Genomic DNA, 23518 nt, shown 5'->3' on the forward strand with positions numbered 1-23518 from the left:
ACGTCCGAGGAGCCGTGGCCGGTCCGGGTGGTCAGCCAGAAGGTGGGCGCCTGGATCGCCCGGCTCGGCTGGGTGTGGGTCGACGGCCAGGTGGCGCAGATCAGCCGCCGCCCCGGGGCCGGCACCGTCTTCCTCACGTTGCGCGACCCGTCGGCCGATCTGAGCCTGACCGTCACCACCAACCGGGACGTGCTCGACGCGGGCGCGCCGGAGCTGCGCGAGGGCGCCCGGGTGGTGCTGCACGCCAAGCCCGAGTTCTACGCCGCGCGGGGCACCCTGAGCCTGCGCGCCGACGAGATCCGTCAGGTCGGCCTCGGTGAGCTGCTGGCCCGGCTGGAGAAGCTCAAGAAGCTGCTCGCCGCCGAAGGCCTGTTCGACCGGGCCCGCAAGCGGCGGCTGCCGTTCCTGCCGGGTCGGATCGGGTTGATCACCGGACGCGCCTCCGCGGCCGAGCGGGACGTGTTGACGAATACCCGCCGCCGCTGGCCGGCGGTCGACTTCCGCACGGTCAACGTGGCGGTGCAGGGGCCGAGCGCGGTGCCGGACATCGTCGGCGCGCTCAAGGTGCTCGACGCCGACCCGACGGTCGAGGTGATCGTCATCGCCCGGGGCGGCGGCGGCATCGAGGATCTGCTGCCGTTCTCCGACGAGGCACTGTGCCGGGCGGTCTTCGCCTGCCGTACGCCGGTGGTCAGCGCGATCGGCCACGAGACCGACACGCCGCTGCTCGACTACGTGGCGGACGTGCGCGCCTCCACCCCCACCGACGCGGCGAAACGGATCGTGCCGGACCTGACCGAGGAGATGCGCCTGATCGGCCAGGCCCGGTCGAGGCTGGAGCGGGCCGTGCATCACCTCGTCGACCGGGAGCAGCACCGGGTCGACCTGCTGCGCTCCCGTCCGGTGCTGGCCCGGCCGCAGGTGATGGTCGAGCAGCGGGCGGTCGAGGTGAGCGCGCTGCGGGACCGTGCCGGCCGGTGCCTGGAGCACCGGCTGCGCGGCGCCACCGACGACCTGCGGCACACGCTGGCCCGGCTGCGTGCCCTGTCCCCGGCGGCCACCCTGGAGCGCGGCTACGCGATCGTGCAACGCGCCGACGGCCACGTCGTCCGCGCCGCGTCCGAGGCAGCCAAGGGTGATCCACTGCGGGTACGCCTCGCCGAGGGCGAGTTGACCGCCACCGTCGACGGCTGAGGAAGGGGACCGATGACCGGGACGACCAAGGACGAGCAGCTCAGCTACGAGCAGGCCCGCGCGGAGCTGGCCTCGGTGGTGGAGCGGCTGGAGGCGGGCGGGACCTCGCTGGAGGAGTCGTTGGCCCTTTGGGAGCGTGGCGAGCAACTCGCCGCGGTGTGCCAGCGCTGGCTGGACGGCGCGCGCGCCCGCATCGACGCCGCGCGGCAGCGCACCGAGGAGTGAGGCTTGCCGCCGGAACCGTTCGGCGGAAACCACGGTAGAAAGCGATGTACCTCAGAGGCGTCATGACGCCTCTGAGGTACATCGCCGAAACCGTAGGTGTCGCGCGGGGTTTGTCGTCGGTCAGTTCCGGACTCAGGTCAGTTGAACAGGCCGTACAGCTCGGCGGGGGCCTCGACGACCTGGGCCGCCGGGGGTTTCTGCGCCGGGGCGGCGTTGCCGTAGTCGGTGTAGGTGATCTTCAGGTCCTGCGCGGCGTTCTGGCCGGCGGCCGGGATCTTGAGCACCATCTCGCTGAGCCGGCGCTGCGCGTCGAGCTTGGCGGTGAACGGCACCGTCTGGGCCTGCGCGCCGAGCGCGGTGATCACGGCCGGGTCCAGGGAGTTGGCCTCGGCGGCCTTCGACACGTCGACCGTGCCCTCGTACGCGCCCTCGCCGGTCTGCCGCACCTCGGTGATGCCCTGGGTGAGCACGGCGCTGCCGGCCGGGTCGAGCTTCTCGAAGTCAAAGCCCAGCGTCCGGTTGCCCTTGATCCGGTTCTGGTCGAGGTGGTGGTACTTGCCGGTGTTGAGGTTCTTCACGCCGGGGATCTGGGTCGCCGCCGTGCCGCCCAGCTCCAGCTTGACCCAGCTGTCCGGCTTGGCGTGGACGACGTCCAGCCTCATCATCAGGTCCGAGGACGGGTCGCCGATCGTCATCCGCATGTCGGCGCTCTGGCTGGGCTCGTGCACCTGGCCCTCCGCGGTGGACCCCGCGCCCGTCATGGAGAACTTGAAGTTCCCCTCGCGGATCGCGTTCGTGGAGTCCAGCAGGGCCTGCTTGGCCGCGCTGCTGGACGCCGTGGCGCTCGGTGCGACGCTGCCGGAGGCGCTCGGGGTCGCGGAGGCGTCGGAAGTGGTCCCGCTGCTGTTGCAGGCCGCCAGGCCGGGAATGAGCAGCGCCGCGGCGAACGCGGTGGCGCTGAAGCGTCGTATCTTCACGTCAACCTCTCCAGGTGGGTCGTCCGGGCTCGATGTCCCTTCTGTTCCCGGAAGCGGCGTTCCGCAATCCCCGATCATCCGTTGGGCGGTCAGCGCAGCGACGTGGCGAGCCGGCGCAGCTCCGCCTCCCCGGCGTCCCCGACGACGATCACGGTGCGGTTCGGCTCCAGCAGGACCAGCGCCTGCTCGTTGCCCCGAGCGGTGTAGCGCTGCCAGCTCAGCCCGTCGGGCAGGTCGGCCGCTCCCTGCGGCTGCCCCTCGGGCAGCTCCACCGGCAGCAGTTTCTCCGCCGCGACGTTGCTCTCCACGAGTTGTGCGCCCCGCCCCTCCGGAGTCACGTACCCGATCCGCAGCGTCGAGCCGTCCGAGCCGGTCCGGAAACGGGCGTTGATCGTGTGCCAGTCGGAGCCCAGCCCGGTCGGCGCGCTGACCGGGAAGGCGTTGGCCGCGCGCGCCTGCTCCAGCGCGGGCGCCGGGTCGACGGTGGCCGGCGAGTCGCCGCCGAGGAATCCGCGGTAGAAGGCGAGCAGCAGCGCGATGGGGACCAGCAGGATCAGCAGGGACAGCAGCATGTCCTTCGGCGACCGCTCGGAGCGGGCCTTGCCCGGGTGTGCGGGCGGCGGGGCGTCGGTCGGCTCCGGGTCGACCGGCTCCGGGTCGACCAGCGCGGGTTCCCCGGGCGGCGGGGCCGGGTCGGTGTCCGGTCGCACCGGCGGCTGCCCCTGCGGCGGGGTGGCGTCGGTCGGTACGCGGTCGGCAGGCTGTGCGGGCTCCACCCGGCCATTGTCGCAGCCCACCGTGGGACGTGATCCTGGCCTCCTACGCCCCGCCGGGACGGCGAACCTGAGATCGTGTGAGGATCAGCGACAAAACCGGCGGCGGCCGACGGCCGCAACTCCCGCCGGTCCACCCCGCAATGTCGCGAGGAGGAGGCCGCCATGACAACCACCAGGACGCGGACGCCCCAGGATCTCGACCGCAACCTCGCCCTCGATCTGGTCCGGGTGACCGAGGCCGCGGCGATGGCCGCCGGCCGTTGGGTCGGTCGGGGCGACAAGGAAGGCGGCGACGGCGCGGCCGTCGACGCCATGCGAAAGCTGATCAACTCGATTCCGATGCGCGGCGTCGTGGTGATCGGCGAGGGCGAGAAGGACAACGCCCCGATGCTCTTCAACGGCGAGGAGGTCGGCGACGGGACCGGCCCCGAGGTGGACGTCGCGGTCGACCCGATCGACGGCACCACGCTGATGAGCAAGGGCATGCCCAACGCGCTCGCCGTGCTCGCGGTGGCCGAGCGTGGCGCGATGTTCGACCCCAGCGCGGTCTTCTACATGGAGAAGCTGGCCGTCGGCCCGATGTACGCCGACGTGGTCGACATCAACGCCGGGGTGGCCGAGAACATCCGTCGGATCGCCAAGGTCAAGGGCACCGACACCGCCGAGGTGACGGTCTGCGTGCTCGACCGGTCGCGCCACGAGGATCTGGTCAGGCAGATCCGGCGGGCCGGGGCCGGGATCCGGTTCATCTCCGACGGGGACATCGCCGGTGCCATCGCGGCGGCCCGCGGCGAGTCGGACGTGGACGTGCTGATGGGCATCGGTGGCACCCCGGAGGGCATCACCGCGGCCTGCGCGCTCAAGTGCATGGGCGGCATGATGCAGGCGAAGCTGTGGCCGAAGGACGAGCAGGAGCGGGAGAAGGCGCTGGCCGCCGGGCACGACCTGGACCGGGTGCTGTTCACCGACGACCTGGTCACCGGCGACAACTGCTTCTTCGTGGCCACCGGCGTCACCTCGGGCGACCTCCTGCGCGGCGTGCGCTACCGGTCCGGCGGCGCGTACACCCAGTCGATCGTGATGCGCTCCAAGAGCGGCACGATCCGGGTGATCGACTCGTACCACCGGTTGGAGAAGCTCGCCCTCTACTCGGCGATCGACTTCGACGGGCGCCCGCTGGCCGAGCAGGAGTGAGCACGACCGGGACGGCGGCACCACCGACACCGCCTGTGCTGTCGACCGGGCGACGGATCGCCGGTGTCGGGCTGGCCACCGCCTCGGGTGTCATGGTCGCCGTCCAGTCCCGGATCAACGGCGAGTTGGGTGTGCGGCTGGCCGACGGGATCGCCGCCGCGGTGGTCTCGTTCGGCGTGGGTCTGCTGATCCTGCTGGTGCTGGTCCCCGCCACCGCCGGTGGCCGGCGGGGACTGGCCGCCCTGCGGGGTGCGCTGCGCGCCGGCACGTTACGGCCGTGGCAGTGCCTGGGTGGGGCGTGCGGCGCGCTCCTGGTGGCGACCCAGGGGTTGACGATCGGCACGCTCGGCGTGGCCGTCTTCACCGTCGCGGTGGTGGCCGGGCAGTCCGGCAGCAGCCTGCTCGTCGACCGGGCCGGCATCGGCCCGACCGGTCCACAGCCGGTCACCCCGAACCGGCTGGTCGGCGCCGTGCTCACCGTGCTGGCCGTGCTGCTGGCGGTGGGCGACCGGCTCGGCGACCCGGGCACGCTGGCCCTGGCCCTGCTGCCGCTGGCCGCCGGGGTGGGCATCGCCTGGCAGCAGGCGGTGAACGGCCGGGTCCGCGCGGCGGCGGGCAGCGCCATGACCGCCACACTCGTCAACTTCACCGTCGGTACGGCGGCGCTGCTGGTCGCCCTCGCGGTGGACCTGGCGGTGCGGGGCCGGCCGGCCGGCGCGTTCCCGGACGAGCCGTGGCTCTATCTCGGTGGCCCGCTCGGCATCGTGTTCATCGCGCTGGCCGCCGCCCTGGTCCGGTTCACCGGCGTGCTGCTGCTCGGCCTGGCCACGATCGCCGGGCAGGTCGTGGGCGCGGTGCTGCTGGACCTGGTGCTGCCGACCGCCGCCTCGCACCCCGGGCTGGACACGCTGCTCGGTGCGGCACTGACCCTGGTGGCCGTTCTCGTCGCCGCGTCCACTCCCACCCGCCGACCGGGCGGGATCCCGTCCTAACCAGCGACCGGGGTGGGGTTGCGCAGGCCCACGACCATGTCGTCGAGCACCCGGTCCAGCGGCGTCGCCTCGATTCCGAACAGGGCGGTGGCGGCGGTGGAGTCCAGCACGAACGGTCCGCCGAACTGGTGGGCGGTCTCCCGCAGCTCCCGGGCGAACGGGTCGGCCAGCCCGCCGAGCCAGAGCACCGGGTAGGGCATCCGGGTCAGCCGTGGTGCCGGCGTGCCGGCCCGCGCGGCCACCCCGTCGGCAAGCGTCCGCATGGACACCGCGGGGGCGCTGGGCACGTGCCACGGCCGACCCCAGGCCCGCGCCTCGCTGGCGGCGGCCACCAGGGTACGGGCGACGTCGGGCACGTAGGTCCAGGTGTGCGGCGCGTCCCAGTCGACCGGCAGGAACACCCGCTGCCCGGCGAGCACCTTGGGCAGCACCATCATGGGCAGCGAGGCGCCACCCAGCCCGATGTAGTCGGAGCCGCGTACCTCGATGACCCGGGCCCGGCCGGCATGGTGGGCGGCGAGTGCGTCGGCCCACATCCGGTTGCGGACCCGCCCCTTGACGCCGGTGGCGACGAGCGGGTTCGCCTCGGTCATCGGGGCGTCGACCGGGCCGTACCCGTAGAGGTTGCCGACGGTGGCGAGCACCGCGCCGCTGCGCTCGGCGGCGGTGAGCAGGGCGCCGGCGAGCGGCGGCCAGTCGGTCGCCCATTTGTGGTACGCGGGGTTGGCGCAGTTGTACAGCGCGACCGCGCCCTCGGTCAGGGCGGTGAGCCGGTCGGCGTCGCCGGCGTCGGCGGCCACCCGCTCGACCGCGGGGTGCTCCGGGCCGGTGCCGCTCCTGGTGACCACCCGTACCTGGTCGCCGCGCTCGGCGAGGAGGCGGGCGGTGGCGGTGCCGACGGGGCCGGCGCCGACGATCACGTGCAGGGCCATGACAGGGTCCACCTTCGCTGAAGCAGCTGTTCGAATCGAGAGCACCGCTCTCGGAACAGAGCATGACTCAGGCGGGTGCCGCGCGTCAAGAGCAGTGCTCTCTATTTTGATTGCCGCTCTCATCCGTGGCACAGTGGGGGTATGGTCGCTCCCTCGCTCCGCGCCCGGGTCCGCGCCGGGATGATCGAAGAGATCAAGGCCGTTGCCCGCCGGCACCTGGCCACCGACGGCGCCAACCTGTCCCTGCGGGCGGTCGCCCGCGACCTCGGCATGGTCTCCTCGGCGATCTACCGCTACTTCCCGAGCCGCGACGACCTGCTCACCGCGCTGATCCTGGAGGCGTACGACGCGCTCGGTGACGCCGTGGAGGCGGCCGACGCGGCCGCCGACCAGGCCGACCTGCGCGGCCGCTGGCTGGCCGCCTGCCGGGCCGCCCGCGCCTGGGCGCTGGACCACCCCGCCGAGTACGCGCTGCTCTACGGCAGCCCGGTCCCCGGCTACGCGGCCCCGGACGAGACCGTCGAGCCCGCCCAGCGCCCACCGTTGACCCTGATCGGCATCCTGCGCGACGGTCTGGCCGGCGGCCGGCTCGACCCGCCCGGCGAGGAACTGCCCGAGCCGCTGCACGGTGACGTGGCCGACATGGTCGAGCTGATCGGCATGGACCTGCCGCCAGCGCTGCTGGCCCGGGGCATGGCCGGCTGGACCCAGCTCTTCGGGTTGATCAGCTTCGAGCTGTTCGGCCGGATCAACCGGGCGCTGCCACACCGTGACGAGTACTTCGACCACCAGATCGGTCTGACGGCCGACCTGATCGGCCTGCCCTGACGCCGGTCGGCCGGGCGGGCCGGGCAGCCACGGTCGCTACACCGGGGCCCGCGACGGGTACGGCGGGTCGCGAGGTGACGGCGGCGGCCCGATCACGCGGGCCGCCCGCCACCCGAGCAGCAGCCCGGGCACCGCGCCCAGCAGGGCGAGGACCACGGCGGTCGCGGCGTACAGAGGGCGGCCATAGAGCCACCCGGTCAGCACGGCACCGGCCAGCGCCGACGTGAGCGCGGCGGCCGCCAGCACCTCCGCGACCCAGCGGCCGGGCATCCTCCGCGCGGCACTCGGTCTCGACCCGAGCACCAGACTGGCCAGTTGCAGCCCGGCCCAGCCCACGACCTGCACCGGCAGCATCACGGACCCGTCGTTGAGCCAGATCATCAACAGGAGCAGTGCCGCAACGGCCTGGAGCGAGCCCAGCACCATCGGCAGCACAGAGCCGCCGGTCGTCCGCGCGGCCCGGGCGCCGGACACCGCGAGGACCACGGCGGCCAGGTTGACGACCAGCAGGACCGCCAGCAGCGGATCGTTGTGCCGGTCGCCAGGTGAGATTCGACCCAGCGGCGGCGGCTCGACGGCGTGCCAGTTCTCCGGAAAACCGATGCGCTGCCATCTGCCGTCGGCGTCGCGCAACGCGAACCCGTCCCGACCGTTGGCCACCAGGACCACGTGCCGCCCACCGGGCACGTCGAGCACCGCCAGGTCCTGACCGGTGACCCGTGCCCCGTTCGGCCCGATCTCCTCGTGTCGTGCCTTCAGCAGCTCACGCTGCCTCTCGGTGACCTCCCAGGACAGCCGCCACGTCCGACCCGCGTCGTCGCTCTCCTCCACCCGGATCAGCCCCGGCGACAGGCGGTAGCAGCGCTGTGGGGCGGCGGGCGAGCAGACCCGGCGATCCGACGCGGTCGTGGTTCTCGGGCGTTCACGCAGCGCCACCTCCTCGGCGGCTGTGGGGTCGCGCCACGTCACCCCGGCATCGTCGCTGACCGCGACGTACCAGGGGATACTGTTCTCGTCCGGGGGTGGCAGGTCCCCGACTCCCGCGGCGAACCGTCCGTCGAAGACCGTGGCGCCCACCGCGTCCGGATACACAGCCGGGCTGGTGGCCGCCACGGCGACCACGGCCGCCGGCAGCAACACGACCAGCCGGACCAGCCGGGCCGCCCGGCGGCCCACCGCGTCCCGCCGGGCCCGGCGCCACGTCCACGCCGCCAGCGCCAGCGCCGGCAGGGTGAGCAGGTCCGTCAGGTCGGCCCGGATCAACGACGGCCCACTCACCACGCTCCACAACTCCGAAGCGACCGACGCGACGTGCGCGTCGGCCTTGACCACGGCGAAACCGACCCCCACCGCAACCAGGCCGACACCCGCCACGACCCGGGCGCGCAGCCGGGGAAAAACAAGGGTGACCAGCACCGCGACCAACGCCGGTGCGAACACCAGACCCGCGACGTCGCTCACCTTGCCGGTGACCAGCCCGGGATGGGCCGCCTTCAGCACATGGTCGTTCACCACCAGTACGACGAGCGCCAGCACGGTCACCGGGTGGCCCAACCAGGCCAGCGCTGCGCGGGCACCGTCGGGTGAGGGCGAGCGCGACTCGGCAGGCGTCATCGGTCCATCGTGGGCAGGCGTGATCTCGCCCGGATCACATCCCGGTGTGGATCGAGCGTCAGGTCCCGTCGGACGAGTGGCCGGGGAACAGGTGCGCGGTCGGGTCGATGACGACCGCCGCGTTGTTGACGGCGGTGGCCGCCTCGCCGAAACCGGTGGCGATCAGGCGGACCTTGCCCGGATATTCGGTGATGTCGCCGGCCGCGAAGACCCGGGGCAGGTTGGTGGCCATCGCGCTGTCCACCAGGATGTGCCGCCGGTCCAGCCTCAGCCCCCACTCCGCGAGCGGGCCCAGGTCGGCGGTGAAGCCGAGCGCGGCCACCACGGTGTCCACCGGCAGCGTCTCGACCGCACCGCCGCGTACGGTCAGCTCGGCGCCGGTGACGTGCTCCTCGCCGTACAGCCGGCTCACCTCGGCGTTGACCACGACGCGTACCGGCAGCCCGCGGACGCGCTCGACGGTGGCCGCGTGTGCCCGGAAGCGGTCCCGCCGGTGCACCAGGGTGACCGACCGGGCCAGCGGGGCGAGCGTGGCCGCCCAGTCGAACGCCGAGTCGCCACCCCCCACGATGAGCACGTGCCGGTCGGTCAGTTCGGTGGGCTGGGGTACGAAGTAGATGATCCCGCCGCCGGTGAAGCTCTCCGCGACGGGCAGCGGTCGGGGCGTGAAGCTGCCCAGCCCGCCGGTCACCACCACCGCGCCGCAGCCGAGCTGGGTGCCGCCGGCCAGGCCGAGCACAGGCCGCCCGTCGCGGTGGGACAGCTTCTCCGCGCGTACGCCGAGCAGGTATGCGGGACCGAACGGCGCGGCCTGGGCGACGAGATTCGCGACCAGCTCCCGGCCCTTGATCGCGGGGAACCCGGCGACGTCGAGGATCAGCTTCTCCGGGTACATCGCGGTGACCTGGCCACCGGGCTCGGGCAGCGCGTCGACCACGGCGACGGAGAGCCCGCGGAAGCCCGCGTAGTAGGCGGCGAACAGCCCGGCGGGACCGGCCCCGATCACGGCGACATCGACCTCGCGCATGGCGTACCGTCACTTTCCGCTCCGGCGCACACCCGTGCTGATGCGGAAACGGTAGGCGGGCGGACCGGCCGTGGGCAAGCATGTCCCGCGGACGCGTCGCCGTGGCGTCAGGGCAGCGTCAACCCGGGTGAGCCGAGGCGGTCCGGTTCGCCGCTGTCATTGCGGCGGCGGAACAGGATTGCCGCGACCACGCCGCCGAGCAGCCCGAACAGGTGCCCCTGCCAGGAGATCCGCTCGTCGGTCGGGAGGATGCCCAGCAGCTGCCAGCCGTAGAGCAACCCGACCAGGAGCCCGACGGCGAAGTTCCACCAGCTGCGCTCGACCACACCCCGGGTGAGCAGCATGCCGAGGTAGCCGAAGATGACGCCGCTGGCGCCGACCACCACCGAGTTGGGCGAGCCGGTGAACCATACGCCGAGCCCGCTGACCAGGATGATCACCAGGGTGGACCAGAGGAAGCGGCGGGTGCCGGCGGCCAGCACGAACGTGCCGAGCAGGATCAGCGGGATGCTGTTGCTGTAGAGGTGGTTCCAGCCGGCGTGCAGGAACGGCGAGAAGAACACACCGTCCAAGCCCTGGATCCGCTGCGGAATGATGCCGGCGGTGACGTCGAGGCCGAGCCGCAGGCCGACGTCGAGCGCCTCGATGAGGAACAGCACCGGCACGACCGCGCACATCGCGACGAAGGCCCGGCCCAACGCCGCGTAGAAGGCATCGGTGCCGAACCGGTGGGGGTCGCCGCGTGGGCCGTCGTGCCAGGTCACCTACCAAGAGCTATCAGCAAATCCGGCGGGCCGCCAGTCGGGCCCGCAGACGGCGACGGCGGGACACCCGGGTCTCCCCCGGTGTCCCGCCGTCGTCACGACGTCAGTACCAGCCCGAACTCTGCGACTTCTGCCACGCCCCGCACGGGTTGTCGTACCGGCCCTCGATGTAGTTGAGGCCCCACTTGATCTGGGTGGCCGGGTTGGTCCGCCAGTCGTCGGCGACCGAGCCCATCTTGCTGCCCGGCAGCGCCTGCGGGATGCCGTACGCCCCGGAGGACCGGTTCTCCGCCTTGGCGTTCCAGCCACTCTCCTTGGTCCAGAGCTTGTCCAGACAGGGGAACTGGTCGATGCCGAAGCCCTCGTCGAGCATGATGGCGCAACCGACCTTCCGGTTGCCGCTGTACTCGGCGCAGGAGGACGGGATCGGCCCCTCGTACGGCTTGCTCTTCACCTCGGCCTCGGCGTCGACCTTCGCCTTCTCCTCGGCCCGCTTCTTCCGGGTCGCGGCGGCTGCCTCGGCGCGCTTGGCGCGCTCGGCGGCTTCCTTCGCCGCCGCGGCGGCCCGCTGCTTCGCCTGGTATTCGGCGGCCCGCTGAAGGGCCACGTCCACCCGGTGGTCGGATTGGAGTTCACGCTGGTACGCGTGCTCCGCCCGGTCGACCTCCAGGCCGACCTGTGCGGTCAGGCCCTGCTGCTGGGCTTCGCGATCCTCACCCAGATAGAAGCCGCCGGCGACGCCCACGGAAAGCAGCGCGACAGCGGCCGTTCGGGCACCCAACCGGCTCCAAAGCCGACTCACGAAGTTTCCCTTCGTCGGGGGCAGGGACAGGCACGCGGGTGGCCGGGGGCGGCCACGGCAGGTGCCGTGAGCGCCCGCCAGTGGTTGGTGGCGCTCGATGGACCACCATTGCGCACAGTGAGGCGGCTGGGAAACCGGAGGGCATAAAAGTGATCTGCGCCACACTATGAATACAGACGAATTCTGGCAAAAACTAGCGTCAGCCGGGGATGTCCTCCAGCAGATCGGTGACCATCGCGGCGATCGGAGAACGCTCCGATCGGCTGAGCGTGACGTGCGCGAAGAGCGGATGCCCCTTCAGCGCCTCGATCACCGCGGTCACCCCGTCGTGCCGGCCGACCCGCAGATTGTCCCGCTGCGCCACGTCGTGCGTGAGCACCACCCGCGACCCCTGGCCGATCCGGGACAGCACGGTGAGCAGCACCCCCCGTTCCAGCGACTGCGCCTCGTCGACGATGACGAACGCGTCGTGCAGGCTCCGCCCGCGGATGTGGGTGAGCGGCAGCACCTCCAGCAACCCGCGCGAGGTGACCTCCTCCAGCACGTTCTCGTGCACCACCGAACCCAGGGTGTCGAAGACGGCCTGCGCCCAGGGCGACATCTTCTCCGACTCGGAGCCGGGCAGGTAGCCGAGTTCCTGACCGCCCACCGCGTACAGCGGCCGGAACACGATGACCTTCTTGTGCCGGCGGCGCTCCATCACCGCCTCCAGGCCGGCGCACAGCGCCAGCGCGGACTTGCCGGTGCCGGCCCGACCGCCGAGCGACACGATCCCGATCGACTCGTCCAACAGCAGGTCGAGCGCGACGCGCTGCTCCGCCGAGCGCCCGTGCACGCCGAACGCCTCCCGGTCGCCGCGCACCAGACGAACCGTCTTGTCCGGCAGCACCCGGCCCAACGCCGAGCCACGCGACGAGTGCAGCACCAGGCCGGTGTGGCAGGGCAGCCCGGCCGCCGCGTCGACGTCGAGGGCCTCGCCCGCGTACAGCCTGCCGATCTCCTCCTCGGCCAGGTCCATCTCTGCCATTCCGGTCCAGGTGGGGTCGCTGGCCTGGCCGTGCCGGTACTCGTCCGCCCGCAGGCCCACCGAGGCCGCCTTCACCCGCAGCGGCATGTCCTTGCTGACCAGCGTCACCGCACGCCCCTCGGCGGCCAGGTTGAGCGCCACCGACAGGATGCGGGCGTCGTTGGACTCGTTGCGGAAGCCGGGCGGCAGCACGCCGTCGTCGGTGTGGTTCAGCTCCACCCGCAACGTGCCGCCCTGCTCGTTGGCGGGCACCGGCCGGTCCAGCCGACCGTGCCGCACCCGCAGCTCGTCGAGCATGCGGAGGGACTGACGGGCGAACCAACCCAGCTCGGGATGGTGCCGCTTGCCCTCCAGTTCGGAGATGACCACCAGCGGCAGCACCACCTCGTGCTCGGCGAACCGGTGGAATGCCGCGGGGTCGGACAGCAGGACCGAGGTGTCCAGGACGAAGGCCTGGCCCGATGGTCGGGGCTCCTCGGCCTCGACAGTCGCGCTCCGGCGACTGCGGGTGGTCCGGCGGGTGGTGGCGGTCGAGGCCGGGGTCTGCTCGGCTCCGGCGGGGGTACGGCGAGTGGTCACAGGCCTGCTCCGCGGATGGGCACCCGGCCACCCGAGTTCCGCCTCTTCCGGTGCCCGGCGGACACGGGGTCGGATGCGGGCCCCGTGCGCGAGGTCGCAGGTCCGGGCTGTCCGGATGGCCCGGGAAGGCCCCGCGCCATGTCTAGACGCTAATCGCCGCCCGGCCGCTCGGCTAGGGGGTAGCTGGATCATCGCGGAGCGTCGCCCGGTGCCCGCGGACACCACCGAGGGCCGGTCGGGATGCATGCCCCCTGCGCGCATCCCGACCGGCCGGCCCCACCGCCACCGCAGTGACGGGGCTTGTAACGGCGCCCGTCCGTCGTGGACGGCGGCGCCGCGTTCCGGCGTCCGGCCTCAGCCCTGCCGGCGGACCAGGGTGCCGGCCCGGGGTCCGCTGCCGTCGGCGGCGAAGGACGACCCGGTGTACGTCGTGCCGGCGCGCCCGAGCGCGCCGCCGCCGAGGTGGGCGGTCGCGGAGACCCGCGCGGTCGCGGCGGTGCCGGCCCGGGCGGTGACCGCGGCGGGCGCGGCGGTGCCGGCGAACGGCGCGGCGGGACGCCCGACCGACGTGACCGGGGCCGGGTCGGGGCCGGCCAGCGCCGAGGCGATGGCGGCCCGGGCGTCGCGCCGGCGGCGGTTCCAGGCCCCCCGGTCGCCGTCGAAATAGCCCTGCCGGTAGCCGAACCGGTAGCCGATGCGATAGCTGAGCTGGCCGTGCAGCCGGCCGGCGGCGTAGCAGGTGGAGCCGAGCGTGAGGACGAGGACCACGGCGAGGATGGGACTCACCCGGCCACCTCCGGGGCCCGGCGCCACGCGCCCCGGCTCACCTGTCGTCCGCCTCGGGGAGCGGGTCGACCACCAGCAGCCGTTCCAGGTCGTCGGTGCCGACCTCCTCGATCAGTTCCACGCTGATCCGGCACTCGTCGACGATCACCTCGGCCACGGATGCCCGGCGGATGTCGCCGCCGGAGTCGTAGACCCGGACGCTCAGCTCGGGACAGCCGAGGTGGGTCCGCCAGGCGTCCCACTCGGCCCGGTCACCGACGCTGAGTGACAGGTATCGACAGCCCCTGGCGAGGTAGAGACGCCAGGGCGCGCTCAGTCCGGCGGAGACCCCCTCCGCGATCAGCCCGAAGGCCTGGGCGCGGGTCGCGAGCTCGGTCACGAGACCCCCTCGACACCCGCGGAGTGACGCATGTGAGCACTCGTGGTCTCAAGCACGTGACACACCGTAAGTTGTCTCATGGGCGTGACAATATCAGCTTTTCGGTTCGTTGAGGCCATCCCGTCGTCGACCTATTCTGACTGCGTGGCACCCCTCTTGAGCAGCACTGGATCGTTAGTTAATGACAGCTCCCCACCGTCCCGTCGGCGTGACAGCAGCGCGCCGGGAGGGCCCTACGCCTCCGACTGGCCGTACCGTCACGGGGTGACCGAGACGACCAACGCACGGAAGATCGGCTTCGCCACCTTCGTCCGGCGCGCACTTGACGACGCCCGAGCCCTGCGGGCCTGGAGCGGCACCGAGGTCTCCCGCCGCACCGGCGTATCCCGCCAGACCATCAACCGCTGGGTACGCGGCGACTGGGCGAGCGATCCGGAAGCCGAACGGGTGGTCGCGTTCTGCGAGGGACTCGGACTCGACCCGACCACCGCGTTCACCGCACTCGGCTGGGATCGGGCGGCCGGCCCGGGCACCGCTCCCGCCCCGCCCCCGATGGACCCGGACGTGGAGGCCCTCCTGCGCCGGCTGGTCGACCCGAACGTCTCGGACGCGGAGAAGTTCCACATCCGGGAAACCATTCGTTACCTCGCATACCGGCCCACCCTCCCCGCTGTTGCCCGGGACCAGGGAAAACAGGCCAGCTAGTTCTCAGATGGCGAAAGAACGGAAGACCGGACCGGATTGTTTCCCCTCGGGGACGGATCGGACCGGCTAGCGTCCACGTTTGTACTGCTAGGGGCTCGTCGTCGGCGGGGGGACGGGACACAGCCGAACCCAGCCCTGCGGGACAGAAGGAGGGGTCTGTCCATGACCCTGAAATGGTTGGCAGTCGTGGTCGCGGTGGTGTCGTTGACATCGTGGGTGACCGGCAACGTGGTGATCGGCGTACTGGACGGCGGGCAGCTTCCCCTGGTCGTCAACCTGCTCGCGCTCACCACCGCCGGCACCGCGGTGATCCTCGCCGTCGTCGCCGAATTGCACGATCGGCTCAACGACCGGGTCAGCGCGCTCACCGAGTTCCTGGTGGCGCGGCTCAACGAGATCGAGGCGCACACCGGCGACCGCAACACCGGCTTCGTGGAGGGCTACCTGCTCAGCCACGGGCAGGACGCGGCCGTGGTGCCGTTCGGGCGCCGGGGACGGGGAGCCGCCGAACGCTGACACCCGACGCGTCGACGTCACCTCTGGGCCATGAATACGCCGCCCGGCGCGGGGTACGCTGACGCGCGTGCCGCCGTTGAATCTGGGCAACCACCAGCCGCAAACCCCGTTGGACGCCGAACACGCCTGGCGTGCCACCGCCTCCCGCGCGGGCGACGTGGTCCTCTTCTTCGACTTCGACGGCACGTTGGCGCCGGTCGACGACGATCCCACCGCCGTGGCCCCCGCGCCCAACGTGCTCGGCGCGTTGACGGCGATCGCCCCGCATGTCAACCGGATCGCCATCGTCTCCGCCCGGCCGGTGGACTTCCTCCGCGACCACCTCGGTGGCCTCGCCGGCGTCGACCTGTACGGGCTCTACGGCCTGGAGCACAGCCACGGCGGCGGTGAGACGGTCACCGAGCCGGCCGCCCTGCCCTGGGTGCCGACCATGGCCCAGCTGGCCGAGCAGGCCCGCGCCGAACTGCCGCCCGGCGCGCTCGTCGAGTTCAAGCGACTCTCGGTCGCCCTGCACTGGCGTACCGCGCCGGAACTCGGCGACCTGGTGCAGGAGTGGGGTCGCGCCCACGCCGAACGGCTGGGCCTGCGCTGCCAGGCCGGCCGGATGGTGCTGGAACTCAGGCCCCCGGTCGACCGGGACAAGGGCATGGTCATCGGCGAGGCGGTCCGGGACGCCGGCGGCGCCTGGTACTTCGGCGACGACGTCTCGGACATCAAGGCGTTCGCCGCGCTGCGCGCCCGCGCCGCCGCCGACCCCGACTTCATCGGTGTCTGCGTCGCCGTGGCCAACCCGGAGACCGGTCGCGACGTCGCTGAGGCCGCCGACCTGACCCTGGACTCCCCGGCCGCCCTGGGTGACTTCCTCACCGCCGCCCTGCCCCACCTGACCTGAGGCCACCGGGCCTGAGACCCGGCGGGTCTCAGGTCAGGCGCCGAAGCGGCGTTGGCGGGTGGCGTAGGAACGCAACGCGCGCAGGAAGTCGACCTTGCGGAAGTCGGGCCAGTTCAGCTCGCAGAAGTAGAACTCCGAGTGCGCGCTCTGCCAGAGCATGAAACCGGAGAGCCGCTGCTCGCCACTGGTCCGGATGATCAGATCCGGGTCCGGCAGCCCCTTCGTGTAAAGGTGCTCGGAGATGTGGTCCACATCGAGCGACGTGGCCAGCTCCTCCAGGGTGCCGCCGTTCGCCGCGTGCTCCAGCAGCAGCGAGCGGACCGCGTCGGCGATCTCGCGCCGCCCGCCGTACCCCACGGCGATGTTGACCTGAGCCCCGCCGTCGCGGTCGCGGGTGCGCTCCTCGGCGGCCTTGAGCGCGGCGGCGTGCTGCGCCGGCAGCACATCGAGCGCGCCCACCATGCGCAGCCGCCAGGGATTGCCCTCCTCGGCCAGCTCGGTGGTCAGGTCCTCGATGATCTGGAGCAGCGGGTCCAGCTCGGCGGCCGGGCGGGTCAGGTTGTCGGTGGAGAGCAGCCAGAGCGTGACGTGCCCGACGCCGGCCACGTCGCACCAGCGCAACAGCTCCTTGATCCGCTCGGCGCCCATCCGGTGGCCGTCGTTCGGGTCGACGAAGCCCATCTCGCGGGCCCACCTGCGGTTGCCGTCGCACATCACGCCGACGTGCGCGGGCACCGGCTTGCCCGCGAGCTTCGCCGTCAATCGGCGCTCGTACACGGAGTAGAGGAGTTTCCGCAGAGTCATCACCTTGCAGGGTAGCGACCCCCGCGAAAGATCAGCGTCGCGGTGGCGCATCGCGGGACGGCCGGGCGCTCCGGCGTGGGCGCGGCACGTCCACGGCGATCGCCGCCAGGGTACGGGCGTCCAGCCGGCCGTCGCCCAGCCCCAGTTCGACCACGGTGCGGTAGACCCGCTCGTCGCGCCCGGCGGCGCCCACCGCCGCGTCGACCAACCAGGGCCGCCGGGCCAGCCACGCCGTGACGGAACTGTGCCGCAGGTGCACGCCGAGCCGGGCGCGCAGCGCGGCGGCGTACCCGCGGGCGGCGTCGGCCGGGGCCCGGGCCGCCGCCGCGCCGGCCAGCGCGCCGGAGCGCAGCGCGTAGAAGATGCCCTCGCCGGTGAACGGGTTGATCAGCGACAGCGCGTCCCCGGCCAGCACCACCGGCCCCCGGCCGGGCGTCGGCCGGTGGGTGGACAGCGGCAGGTGGTGCGCCCGCAGGTCGGTGACCGTCGCCGGGTCGACGCCGGGCAACAGCGCGGCCATCCCTTCCAGCAGGCGCGCGCGGCTGAGCGGATCGCCGCGCAGCACCTCCCCGTACCCGACGTTCGCCCGACCGTCACCGATCGGGAAGGCCCAGGCGTACGCGGGCCAGCGGGTTCCCGAGGTGACGATCAGCTGCTCGGGCGGGCCGGGCGGTGCCGGCGCGTAACCGCGGATGGCCAACGCCAGATGCCGGTCCGGGTTGACCGGGTGTCCGAGTGCCCGGCGTACCACCGATCCGGCCCCGTCCGCGCCCACGAGGGCCCGGGCGGACAGCTCCCCGTCCAGCAGCACCCCCTCGGCGGTCACCTCCACCCGGCGTACGGTGTGCCGTCGCAGCTCCGCGCCGGCGGCCACCGCGGCCCGCACCAGGCGGGCGTCGAAGACCCGCCGCGGGACCGTGTAGGCGGGCCGGGGCAGCGGCCGGGCCACCGTGCCGCCGCCGGGGCCGACCAGGCGCAGCGCGGGCAGGGGTGGGTAGCCGTCGACCGCGTCGGTCACGCCCAGTTCGGCGAGCACGTCAAGCGCGTGGGCGGCGATACCGTCCCCGCACGCCTTGTCACGGGGGAAGTCGGACCGGTCGAGCAGCAGCACCCGCGCCGCCCCGGCCCGCCGCGCGCCGAGCGCCGCCGCCGCTCCGGCCGGCCCCGCCCCCACCACCACCACGTCCCACACCCGCTCATCCTCCCCCGCCGGGACCCGCCAGGGGCGTCGATCTGGGTTGCGGCGATCGGGGAGGTCGAGGCGGGCCGCCGACTACATGGTCAACGGGGTGGGGCGGAGGTGCCGGGGCCGCGGGTGGCGCGGTGCAGGGACCAGAGGCAGAGGGCGGCGGCCGTGACCAGCGGGGCGCCGTCCCGCACCAGGCCGTCGGTGCCGAGCAGCCACCAGCACAGCGGCAGGTCGAGCGCGAGCACACCCACCGTGACGACCACGAGCGCGCGGCGGGCCCACGCCCGACCGCGCAGCAGGAACGCGGTGCAGAACAGCACCGCGTAGCTGACCCCGATGCCGGCGCCGAACCAGAGCAGCAGCGCCGGCACGGCGACGACCCGCCCGTCCAGCACCGCCCCGGTGGCCACCAGCGCCGGCACCAGCGTGAGCGGGCTGTACGTGAACGCCGCGACCCGGGCGGTGAGCAGCCAGGCGTTCGCCTGCGGACGCTTCGGCGTCACCTCCCGCCAGGAGATCGTCCCGCCCTCGACGACCAGGCCCTTGCGGTGCCGGACCAGATGCGCGCGGACCGTCTCGGAGCGGTAGAGCAGCACCACCACGGCGACGCAGAGCGCGGTGAGCACGGCGAAGCCGAGCAGGCCGGGCAGCGCGGGCACCCCGGCCCGGGGCACGACCAGGCGGCCCACCGCGAAGACCGTGGTCACCGCCAGGATCAACCCGAACGGGCGGGCCACCACCCGCCCTCGGCGGACGTGCCCGATGAGGGCCAGGAAGCCGAGGGACCGGAGCATCGCCCAACCCGTGCGGACGGCGAGACCGAACTCCTGCTCCGGGGCGTACCAGTAGTTGAGCAGCTCGACCACGACGGTGGCCGCCGCGGTGACCGCGAGCAGCGTGGTCAGTGCCCGGACGGCGGACGGCCGCCGGACCTCGACAGGTTCGACGGCCGTCCTCATGGCATCCGATGGTGCCCGGTGCGGGCAATCGGCACACCTGTTACTTCTGCGGCTCCGCGTCCAGCCGGGCGCGCAGCGCGTCCAGTTCGGCCCAGAGCACGCCGGGGAGCTTGTCCCCGAACTTCTCGAACCACTCGGTGACCAGCGGCAGCTCGTTGCGCCACTCCGCCGGGTCGACCTTCAGCGCGATCCGGACGTCCTCCGGGGTCATGTCCAGGCCCTCGACGTCCAGCGCGTCCTGCGCCGGCACCATGCCGATCGGGGTCTCCACGGCCTCGGCCCGACCCTCCAGCCGCTCGATGACCCACTTGAGCACGCGGGAGTTCTCACCGAAGCCCGGCCAGAGGAAGTTGCCCTCGGCGTCCTTGCGGAACCAGTTGACGTAGTAGATCTTGGGCAGCTTGGCCTCGTCGCCGTCGGAGCCCTTGCCCATCTCGATCCAGTGCCGGAAGTAGTCGCCGGCGTGGTAGCCGATGAACGGCAGCATGGCCATCGGGTCGCGGCGCACCACGCCGACCGCGCCGGAGGCCGCGGCGGTGGTCTCCGAGGAGAGCGTCGCGCCCATGTAGACACCGTGCACCCAGTCGCGTGCCTCGGTGACCAGGGGGATCGTGTCCCGCCGCCGGCCGCCGAACAGGATCGCGTCGATCGGCACGCCGTTCGGGTTGTAGTAGTCCTCGGCCAGGATCGGGCACTGGGTGATCGGGGTGCAGAACCGGCTGTTCGCGTGCGAGGAGAGGCCCTCGCTCTCCGGCGTCCAGTCGTTGCCCTTCCAGTCGATCAGGTGCGCCGGCGGCTCACCCATGCCCTCCCACCAGATGTCGCCGTCGTCGGTCAGCGCCACGTTCGTGAAGATGGAGTTGCCGCGGTCCAGCGTCCGCATGGCGTTGGCGTTGGTCTTCCAGTCGGTGCCGGGCGCGACGCCGAACAGGCCGTACTCCGGGTTGACCGCGTACAGGCGGCCGTCCTCGCCGAACCGCATCCAGGCGATGTCGTCGCCGATGGTCTCGACCTTCCAGCCCGGGATGGTCGGCTCCAGCATGGCGAGGTTGGTCTTGCCGCAGGCCGACGGGAACGCGCCCGCGACGTGGTAGACCCGACCCTCCGGCGAGGTGATCTTGAGGATGAGCATGTGCTCGGCCAGCCAGCCCTCGTCACGCCCCATCACGCTGGCGATCCGCAGCGAGTAGCACTTCTTGCCGAGCAGCGAGTTGCCGCCGTAGCCCGAGCCGTACGACCAGATCTCCCGGCTCTCCGGGAAGTGCGAGATGTACTTGGTCTCGCTGCACGGCCACGCCACGTCCTGCTCACCCGGGGCCAGCGGCGCCCCGATCGAGTGCAGCGCGTGCACGAAGTCGGCGTCGTCGCCCATCGCCTCCAGGACCGCCGACCCCATCCGGGTCATGATCCGCATCGAGGCCACCACGTACGGGCTGTCGGTGATCTCGACGCCGAACATGGGGTTCTCGGCCTCCACCGGGCCCATGCAGAACGGGATGACGTACATCGTGCGCCCGCGCATGCTGCCGCGGTACAGCTCCGTCATCGTCCGCTTCATCTCGGCCGGCGCCATCCAGTTGTTGGTGGGGCCGGCGTCCGCCTCGTCGGCGGAGCAGATGAAGGTCCGCTCCTCGACCCGGGCGACATCCGTCGGGTCGGTGCGGGCGTAGAAGGAGTTGGGTTTCTTCTCCGGATTCAGCCGGATCAGGGTGCCGCTCTCGACGAGCTCGTCGGTGAGGCGAGCCCACTCCTCATCAGACCCGTCCACCCAGACGACACGGTCGGGGGTGGTCAGTTCCGCGACCTCACGAACCCAGGCGAGCAGCTTGGGGTGGGACGTCGGGGCCTGGTCGATACCCCGAACTACAGCCGGAGCAACCATGTCACATCTCCTTGTGGTCGACGCTGACCGATCTATGGGGTGCACGAGTTCTGGCGGGCAAGTGCGCCGCCGTCGTGGAAACCTGGGATTGGCCTCAGCGTAAACCGGACTGCCCCGTCAGTCAGTGGGACCGGTTGTGAACAACTGCACAAGGTACGGCCACGCTGCGGCTTCACGATCTGATACCCGCTTTCCCGCGCAGTTTCACGCAAATCCTGCGGTGAACCTTCGACGCGCGCTACGCCGCGGGCGCACCCGGGGCGCGCGATCGACGGAAGCGCACGGACGTGTCGTGAAAGACGATTCCGTGATCCGCTGCACAGATTCGCACCCGCGGTTACGCTCTGCTCACGGAACCCGGAAACCGGCGGCGCCGTTCCGAGAGGGCGGTCAGCCCCTTGTGTCCGCCGCGCCACGGCGCGTCCGACTCGCCGTTGCGGACCGCCCGGCTACCCCACACCCGGTACTCTCTGCGGGTGGCCGCGACGATGACCGGGGACCAACCCGGGGCCCCGCAGACCCGTCGGGGTCCGATCGGGGTTCTGCGCGACCGTTTCGGTCACCTGATCCAGGAGATGAGCAAGTTCGCCACCGTCGGCGGGCTGGCGTTCGTGGTGGATTTCGCCCTCTTCAACTACCTGTCCAGCGGCCGAGGCCTGCCCCCGCTGGTGGCGAAGACCATCTCCACGGTCATCGCCGCGACCGTCGCCTTCCTCGGCAACCGGTTCTGGACCTGGCGGCACCGGCAGCGCTCCAACCCCGCACGCGAGTACGGGCTGTTCTTCTTCTTCAACGGGGTTGGCCTCGGCATCGCGGTGGCCTGCCTGGGTATCAGTCACTACGGGCTGGGCACGATCTGGCCCGAGGTGTTCCAGACCCCGCTGGCCGACAACATCGCCAGCTTCATCGTCGGCACCGGCATCGGCACGCTCTTCCGGTTCTGGTCGTACCGACGGTTCGTCTTCGTCGAGGCGGGAACACCACACGTTCCGGCTCCGAACCACGACCGAGAGTCCGAGGCGTGAGCCACCGCCCATCCCGACCCGCCGGGCCGTCGGCCCTGCCCGCTGCCTAAGGTGTTCCACATGCCTGGAGTCCGTCTGCTGTCCGTGCGCTGGCAGAAGTTCATCCATGAGGCGCTCAAGTTCGGCGTCGTCGGCGGCATCAACACCGTCATCAATTACGCGGTGTTCAATGCGCTGGCACTTACCGTTTTCCGCGACGGCCAGCTGAAAGCGACAGTGATCGCGACCATTGTCGCCACGATCACGTCCTATCTGATGAATCGTCACTGGACGTACCGGGACCGCCCGAAATCGGCGCTCCGGCGGGAATACGTCCTGTTTTTCCTTTTCAATGGCGCCGGCCTGATCATCGAACTCGGCGTGCTGGCGCTGGCCAAGTACGGCCTCGGCGTACACGGTCTGCTGGCGTTGAACGTGGCCAAGACGGTAGGGGTCCTGCTCGCCACGCTGTTCCGCTTCTGGTCCTACCGTACGTTCGTCTTCCAGCCGGTCCCCCAGCACGCGGAGGAGACCTGGCACTCGGTGCCCCGCGACGAGTGGGACAACGTCGCCGAGATGGACCCGGTGGCCGAGCTGGCCGAGTCGGTCAGCGAACTGGAGGAGGAGGAGCCGCCGGTGGGCGCCGGCCGGGCGGGCGACTACGCCCCGCCACGCGGCCGCTCCGCCCCGGCCGAAGCCGGCCTGGGCGGTCCCCTCGGCACCGACCTGGACGCCGAACTCGCCGCCCAGCTTCAACCCCGTCGCGCTCGCCACTGACCGACGCCCGGTCCCGATGCCCGGTCCCGACGCCCCGCCCGTGGCCAGGTCGACCGGGCCGGGGAGGTCAGGTCAGGGCTGGTCGCGCAAGGACTTGCCCTCGGTCATGTCGGCGAGGATCTCGCGCATCTCGCCGTCACCCAGGCTGTGCTTGTCGTGGTGCGCCTCGACCAGCTCGTAGAGCTTCGTCTGCACCCGGTCCACGCCCGGCACGTCCCGCAGCACCGACTGGCCGCGCTCACCCGCCGACTCGATGGTCAACGTGCCGCAGCCCAACAGCCGCTCGACGAACCGCTGGTGCATCGCGTGGTCGTTTATCCGGCTCAACGGCAGGTCCCGCCGGTTGCGCGACAGCACCCCCTCCTGCAGCAGCACCCGCTCGTTGGTGAACAGGTAGTGCGTGGTGCGCCAGACGAGGAACGGCCACAGGCCCAACCACAGGACCAGCACCAGACCGACCCCGGCGATCGCGTAGAGCGCGATCGTGGCGCCACCGCCGGTGGGCAGCAGGAGCCAACCGGCCACGACCGCCGCGACGGTGAGCACCAGCACCAGGATCGGCCGGATCAGCCCCTTCCAATGCGGGTGCAGGTGCAGCACGACGTGCTCGTCCTCGGTGAGCACGTCTTCGGGGAACGCCACGGGAACCTCCTCGCGAAACCGGACGCGCTGACCGTAGCCGGTCGGCGCATCC

General features: G+C 72.1%; 25 protein-coding genes. 10 read left to right on the top strand and 15 right to left on the bottom strand.

The genetic code is table 11. From position 1 onward, the window contains the following. The coding region (gene xseA, locus ACLQ2X_RS05260) for an exodeoxyribonuclease VII large subunit (protein ID WP_425679786.1) at positions 1-1194 on the top strand (1194 nt) is incomplete at its 5' end. A gap of 12 nt (positions 1195-1206) precedes the next feature. Then, positions 1207-1419 carry an exodeoxyribonuclease VII small subunit gene (locus ACLQ2X_RS05265; protein ID WP_425679787.1) on the top strand — a complete coding sequence of 71 codons (213 nt, stop codon included), beginning with the start codon at positions 1207-1209 and terminating at the stop codon, positions 1417-1419. 137 nt (positions 1420-1556) lie between these two features. On the opposite strand, the gene ACLQ2X_RS05270 is transcribed toward ACLQ2X_RS05265, so the two are convergent. Continuing rightward, positions 1557-2396 carry a hypothetical protein gene (locus ACLQ2X_RS05270; protein WP_425679788.1) on the bottom strand — a complete coding sequence of 280 codons (840 nt, stop codon included), beginning with the start codon at positions 2394-2396 and terminating at the stop codon, positions 1557-1559. 89 nt (positions 2397-2485) lie between these two features. Beyond that, positions 2486-3172, bottom strand: a complete 687-nt coding sequence (locus tag ACLQ2X_RS05275; RefSeq protein WP_425679789.1) for a DUF4245 family protein — start codon at positions 3170-3172, stop codon at positions 2486-2488. A gap of 162 nt (positions 3173-3334) precedes the next feature. On the opposite strand from ACLQ2X_RS05275, the gene glpX reads away from it, so the two are divergent. Together glpX and ACLQ2X_RS05285 are read left to right on the top strand one after the other, a co-directional pair. Beyond that, positions 3335-4366, top strand: coding sequence for a class II fructose-bisphosphatase (gene glpX / locus ACLQ2X_RS05280; protein ID WP_425679790.1), 1032 nt, complete (start codon positions 3335-3337; stop codon positions 4364-4366). After that, a complete protein-coding gene (locus tag ACLQ2X_RS05285) occupies positions 4363-5358 on the top strand; it encodes a DMT family transporter (RefSeq protein ID WP_425679791.1) in 996 nt (331 codons plus the stop codon). The genes glpX and ACLQ2X_RS05285 overlap by 4 nt, the downstream gene beginning before the upstream one ends. Here ACLQ2X_RS05285 and ACLQ2X_RS05290 read toward each other — a convergent pair. Next, positions 5355-6290: an NAD-dependent epimerase/dehydratase family protein gene (locus ACLQ2X_RS05290; protein ID WP_425679792.1), complete on the bottom strand. Its 936-nt coding sequence runs from the start codon at positions 6288-6290 to the stop codon at positions 5355-5357. The two genes, ACLQ2X_RS05285 and ACLQ2X_RS05290, sit on opposite strands and share 4 nt — an antisense overlap. Positions 6291-6431: 141 nt before the next feature. On the opposite strand from ACLQ2X_RS05290, the gene ACLQ2X_RS05295 reads away from it, so the two are divergent. Then, complete coding sequence (locus ACLQ2X_RS05295; protein ID WP_425679793.1) at positions 6432-7118, top strand: TetR/AcrR family transcriptional regulator; 687 nt, start codon at positions 6432-6434, stop codon at positions 7116-7118. A 36-nt stretch (positions 7119-7154) separates the two neighbouring features. Here ACLQ2X_RS05295 and ACLQ2X_RS05300 read toward each other — a convergent pair whose 3' ends face one another. The 7 genes from ACLQ2X_RS05300 to ACLQ2X_RS05330 all read right to left on the bottom strand — a co-directional run bounded on the left by ACLQ2X_RS05300 (position 7155) and on the right by ACLQ2X_RS05330 (position 14096). Next, positions 7155-8732 carry a hypothetical protein gene (locus ACLQ2X_RS05300; RefSeq protein ID WP_425679794.1) on the bottom strand — a complete coding sequence of 526 codons (1578 nt, stop codon included), beginning with the start codon at positions 8730-8732 and terminating at the stop codon, positions 7155-7157. Positions 8733-8790: 58 nt separating this feature from the next. Then, positions 8791-9759, bottom strand: a complete 969-nt coding sequence (locus tag ACLQ2X_RS05305) for an NAD(P)/FAD-dependent oxidoreductase (RefSeq protein ID WP_425679795.1) — start codon at positions 9757-9759, stop codon at positions 8791-8793. A 107-nt stretch (positions 9760-9866) separates the two neighbouring features. Beyond that, positions 9867-10523, bottom strand: coding sequence for a rhomboid family intramembrane serine protease (locus tag ACLQ2X_RS05310; RefSeq protein ID WP_425679796.1), 657 nt, complete (start codon positions 10521-10523; stop codon positions 9867-9869). Positions 10524-10626: 103 nt separating this feature from the next. After that, entirely contained in the window at positions 10627-11325 is a 699-nt protein-coding gene (locus ACLQ2X_RS05315) for a lytic transglycosylase domain-containing protein (RefSeq protein ID WP_425679797.1), read from the bottom strand. A 199-nt stretch (positions 11326-11524) separates the two neighbouring features. Then, on the bottom strand, positions 11525-12931 hold the full coding sequence (locus ACLQ2X_RS05320; protein ID WP_425679798.1) for a PhoH family protein: 1407 nt from the start codon (positions 12929-12931) through the stop codon (positions 11525-11527). A 354-nt stretch (positions 12932-13285) separates the two neighbouring features. After that, complete coding sequence (locus ACLQ2X_RS05325) at positions 13286-13717, bottom strand: hypothetical protein (RefSeq protein WP_425679799.1); 432 nt, start codon at positions 13715-13717, stop codon at positions 13286-13288. Between the two features lie 37 nt (positions 13718-13754). Continuing rightward, entirely contained in the window at positions 13755-14096 is a 342-nt protein-coding gene (locus ACLQ2X_RS05330) for a hypothetical protein (protein ID WP_425679800.1), read from the bottom strand. A 264-nt stretch (positions 14097-14360) separates the two neighbouring features. Between ACLQ2X_RS05330 and ACLQ2X_RS05335 the strand changes: the two genes are divergently transcribed. From ACLQ2X_RS05335 to otsB, 3 genes are all read left to right on the top strand, one after another. Continuing rightward, entirely contained in the window at positions 14361-14801 is a 441-nt protein-coding gene (locus tag ACLQ2X_RS05335; protein WP_425679801.1) for a helix-turn-helix domain-containing protein, read from the top strand. A gap of 162 nt (positions 14802-14963) precedes the next feature. Next, entirely contained in the window at positions 14964-15317 is a 354-nt protein-coding gene (locus tag ACLQ2X_RS05340) for a hypothetical protein (protein WP_425679802.1), read from the top strand. A gap of 67 nt (positions 15318-15384) precedes the next feature. Continuing rightward, positions 15385-16209, top strand: coding sequence for a trehalose-phosphatase (gene otsB, locus ACLQ2X_RS05345; protein WP_425679803.1), 825 nt, complete (start codon positions 15385-15387; stop codon positions 16207-16209). Between the two features lie 33 nt (positions 16210-16242). Here otsB and ACLQ2X_RS05350 read toward each other — a convergent pair whose 3' ends face one another. From ACLQ2X_RS05350 to ACLQ2X_RS05365, 4 genes are all read right to left on the bottom strand, one after another. Next, positions 16243-17013 carry an isoprenyl transferase gene (locus ACLQ2X_RS05350; protein WP_425679804.1) on the bottom strand — a complete coding sequence of 257 codons (771 nt, stop codon included), beginning with the start codon at positions 17011-17013 and terminating at the stop codon, positions 16243-16245. A 31-nt stretch (positions 17014-17044) separates the two neighbouring features. Further along, on the bottom strand, positions 17045-18205 hold the full coding sequence (locus ACLQ2X_RS05355; RefSeq protein ID WP_425679805.1) for a geranylgeranyl reductase family protein: 1161 nt from the start codon (positions 18203-18205) through the stop codon (positions 17045-17047). A gap of 89 nt (positions 18206-18294) precedes the next feature. Beyond that, complete coding sequence (locus ACLQ2X_RS05360) at positions 18295-19161, bottom strand: hypothetical protein (RefSeq protein ID WP_425679806.1); 867 nt, start codon at positions 19159-19161, stop codon at positions 18295-18297. A 40-nt stretch (positions 19162-19201) separates the two neighbouring features. Continuing rightward, entirely contained in the window at positions 19202-21043 is a 1842-nt protein-coding gene (locus tag ACLQ2X_RS05365; RefSeq protein WP_425679807.1) for a phosphoenolpyruvate carboxykinase (GTP), read from the bottom strand. A 488-nt stretch (positions 21044-21531) separates the two neighbouring features. Between ACLQ2X_RS05365 and ACLQ2X_RS05370 the strand changes: the two genes are divergently transcribed. Together ACLQ2X_RS05370 and ACLQ2X_RS05375 are read left to right on the top strand one after the other, a co-directional pair. Continuing rightward, positions 21532-22068 carry a GtrA family protein gene (locus ACLQ2X_RS05370; RefSeq protein WP_425680017.1) on the top strand — a complete coding sequence of 179 codons (537 nt, stop codon included), beginning with the start codon at positions 21532-21534 and terminating at the stop codon, positions 22066-22068. Between the two features lie 60 nt (positions 22069-22128). Continuing rightward, entirely contained in the window at positions 22129-22824 is a 696-nt protein-coding gene (locus ACLQ2X_RS05375) for a GtrA family protein (RefSeq protein ID WP_425679808.1), read from the top strand. Positions 22825-22896: 72 nt separating this feature from the next. Here ACLQ2X_RS05375 and ACLQ2X_RS05380 read toward each other — a convergent pair whose 3' ends face one another. Then, positions 22897-23466 carry a PH domain-containing protein gene (locus ACLQ2X_RS05380; RefSeq protein WP_425679809.1) on the bottom strand — a complete coding sequence of 190 codons (570 nt, stop codon included), beginning with the start codon at positions 23464-23466 and terminating at the stop codon, positions 22897-22899. Positions 23467-23518: the final 52 nt, after the last annotated feature.

Origin of the sequence: Micromonospora sp. DT31 (assembly GCF_049841795.1) — a bacterium.
Lineage (GTDB): Bacteria > Actinomycetota > Actinomycetes > Mycobacteriales > Micromonosporaceae > Micromonospora.

Excerpts from the sequence above, each read along its gene's own strand:
- ACLQ2X_RS05365 (WP_425679807.1), bottom strand. The coding sequence starts at position 21,043 with ATGGTTGCTCCGGCTGTAGTTCGGGGTATCGACCAGGCCCCGACGTCC.
- ACLQ2X_RS05350 (WP_425679804.1), bottom strand. The coding sequence starts at position 17,013 with ATGACTCTGCGGAAACTCCTCTACTCCGTGTACGAGCGCCGATTGACG.
- ACLQ2X_RS05370 (WP_425680017.1), top strand. The coding sequence starts at position 21,532 with ATGACCGGGGACCAACCCGGGGCCCCGCAGACCCGTCGGGGTCCGATC.
- ACLQ2X_RS05305 (WP_425679795.1), bottom strand. The coding sequence starts at position 9,759 with ATGCGCGAGGTCGATGTCGCCGTGATCGGGGCCGGTCCCGCCGGGCTG.
- ACLQ2X_RS05340 (WP_425679802.1), top strand. The coding sequence starts at position 14,964 with ATGACCCTGAAATGGTTGGCAGTCGTGGTCGCGGTGGTGTCGTTGACA.
- ACLQ2X_RS05265 (WP_425679787.1), top strand. The coding sequence starts at position 1,207 with ATGACCGGGACGACCAAGGACGAGCAGCTCAGCTACGAGCAGGCCCGC.
- ACLQ2X_RS05290 (WP_425679792.1), bottom strand. The coding sequence starts at position 6,290 with ATGGCCCTGCACGTGATCGTCGGCGCCGGCCCCGTCGGCACCGCCACC.
- glpX (WP_425679790.1), top strand. The coding sequence starts at position 3,335 with ATGACAACCACCAGGACGCGGACGCCCCAGGATCTCGACCGCAACCTC.
- ACLQ2X_RS05360 (WP_425679806.1), bottom strand. The coding sequence starts at position 19,161 with ATGAGGACGGCCGTCGAACCTGTCGAGGTCCGGCGGCCGTCCGCCGTC.
- ACLQ2X_RS05375 (WP_425679808.1), top strand. The coding sequence starts at position 22,129 with ATGCCTGGAGTCCGTCTGCTGTCCGTGCGCTGGCAGAAGTTCATCCAT.
- ACLQ2X_RS05295 (WP_425679793.1), top strand. The coding sequence starts at position 6,432 with ATGGTCGCTCCCTCGCTCCGCGCCCGGGTCCGCGCCGGGATGATCGAA.
- ACLQ2X_RS05300 (WP_425679794.1), bottom strand. The coding sequence starts at position 8,732 with ATGACGCCTGCCGAGTCGCGCTCGCCCTCACCCGACGGTGCCCGCGCA.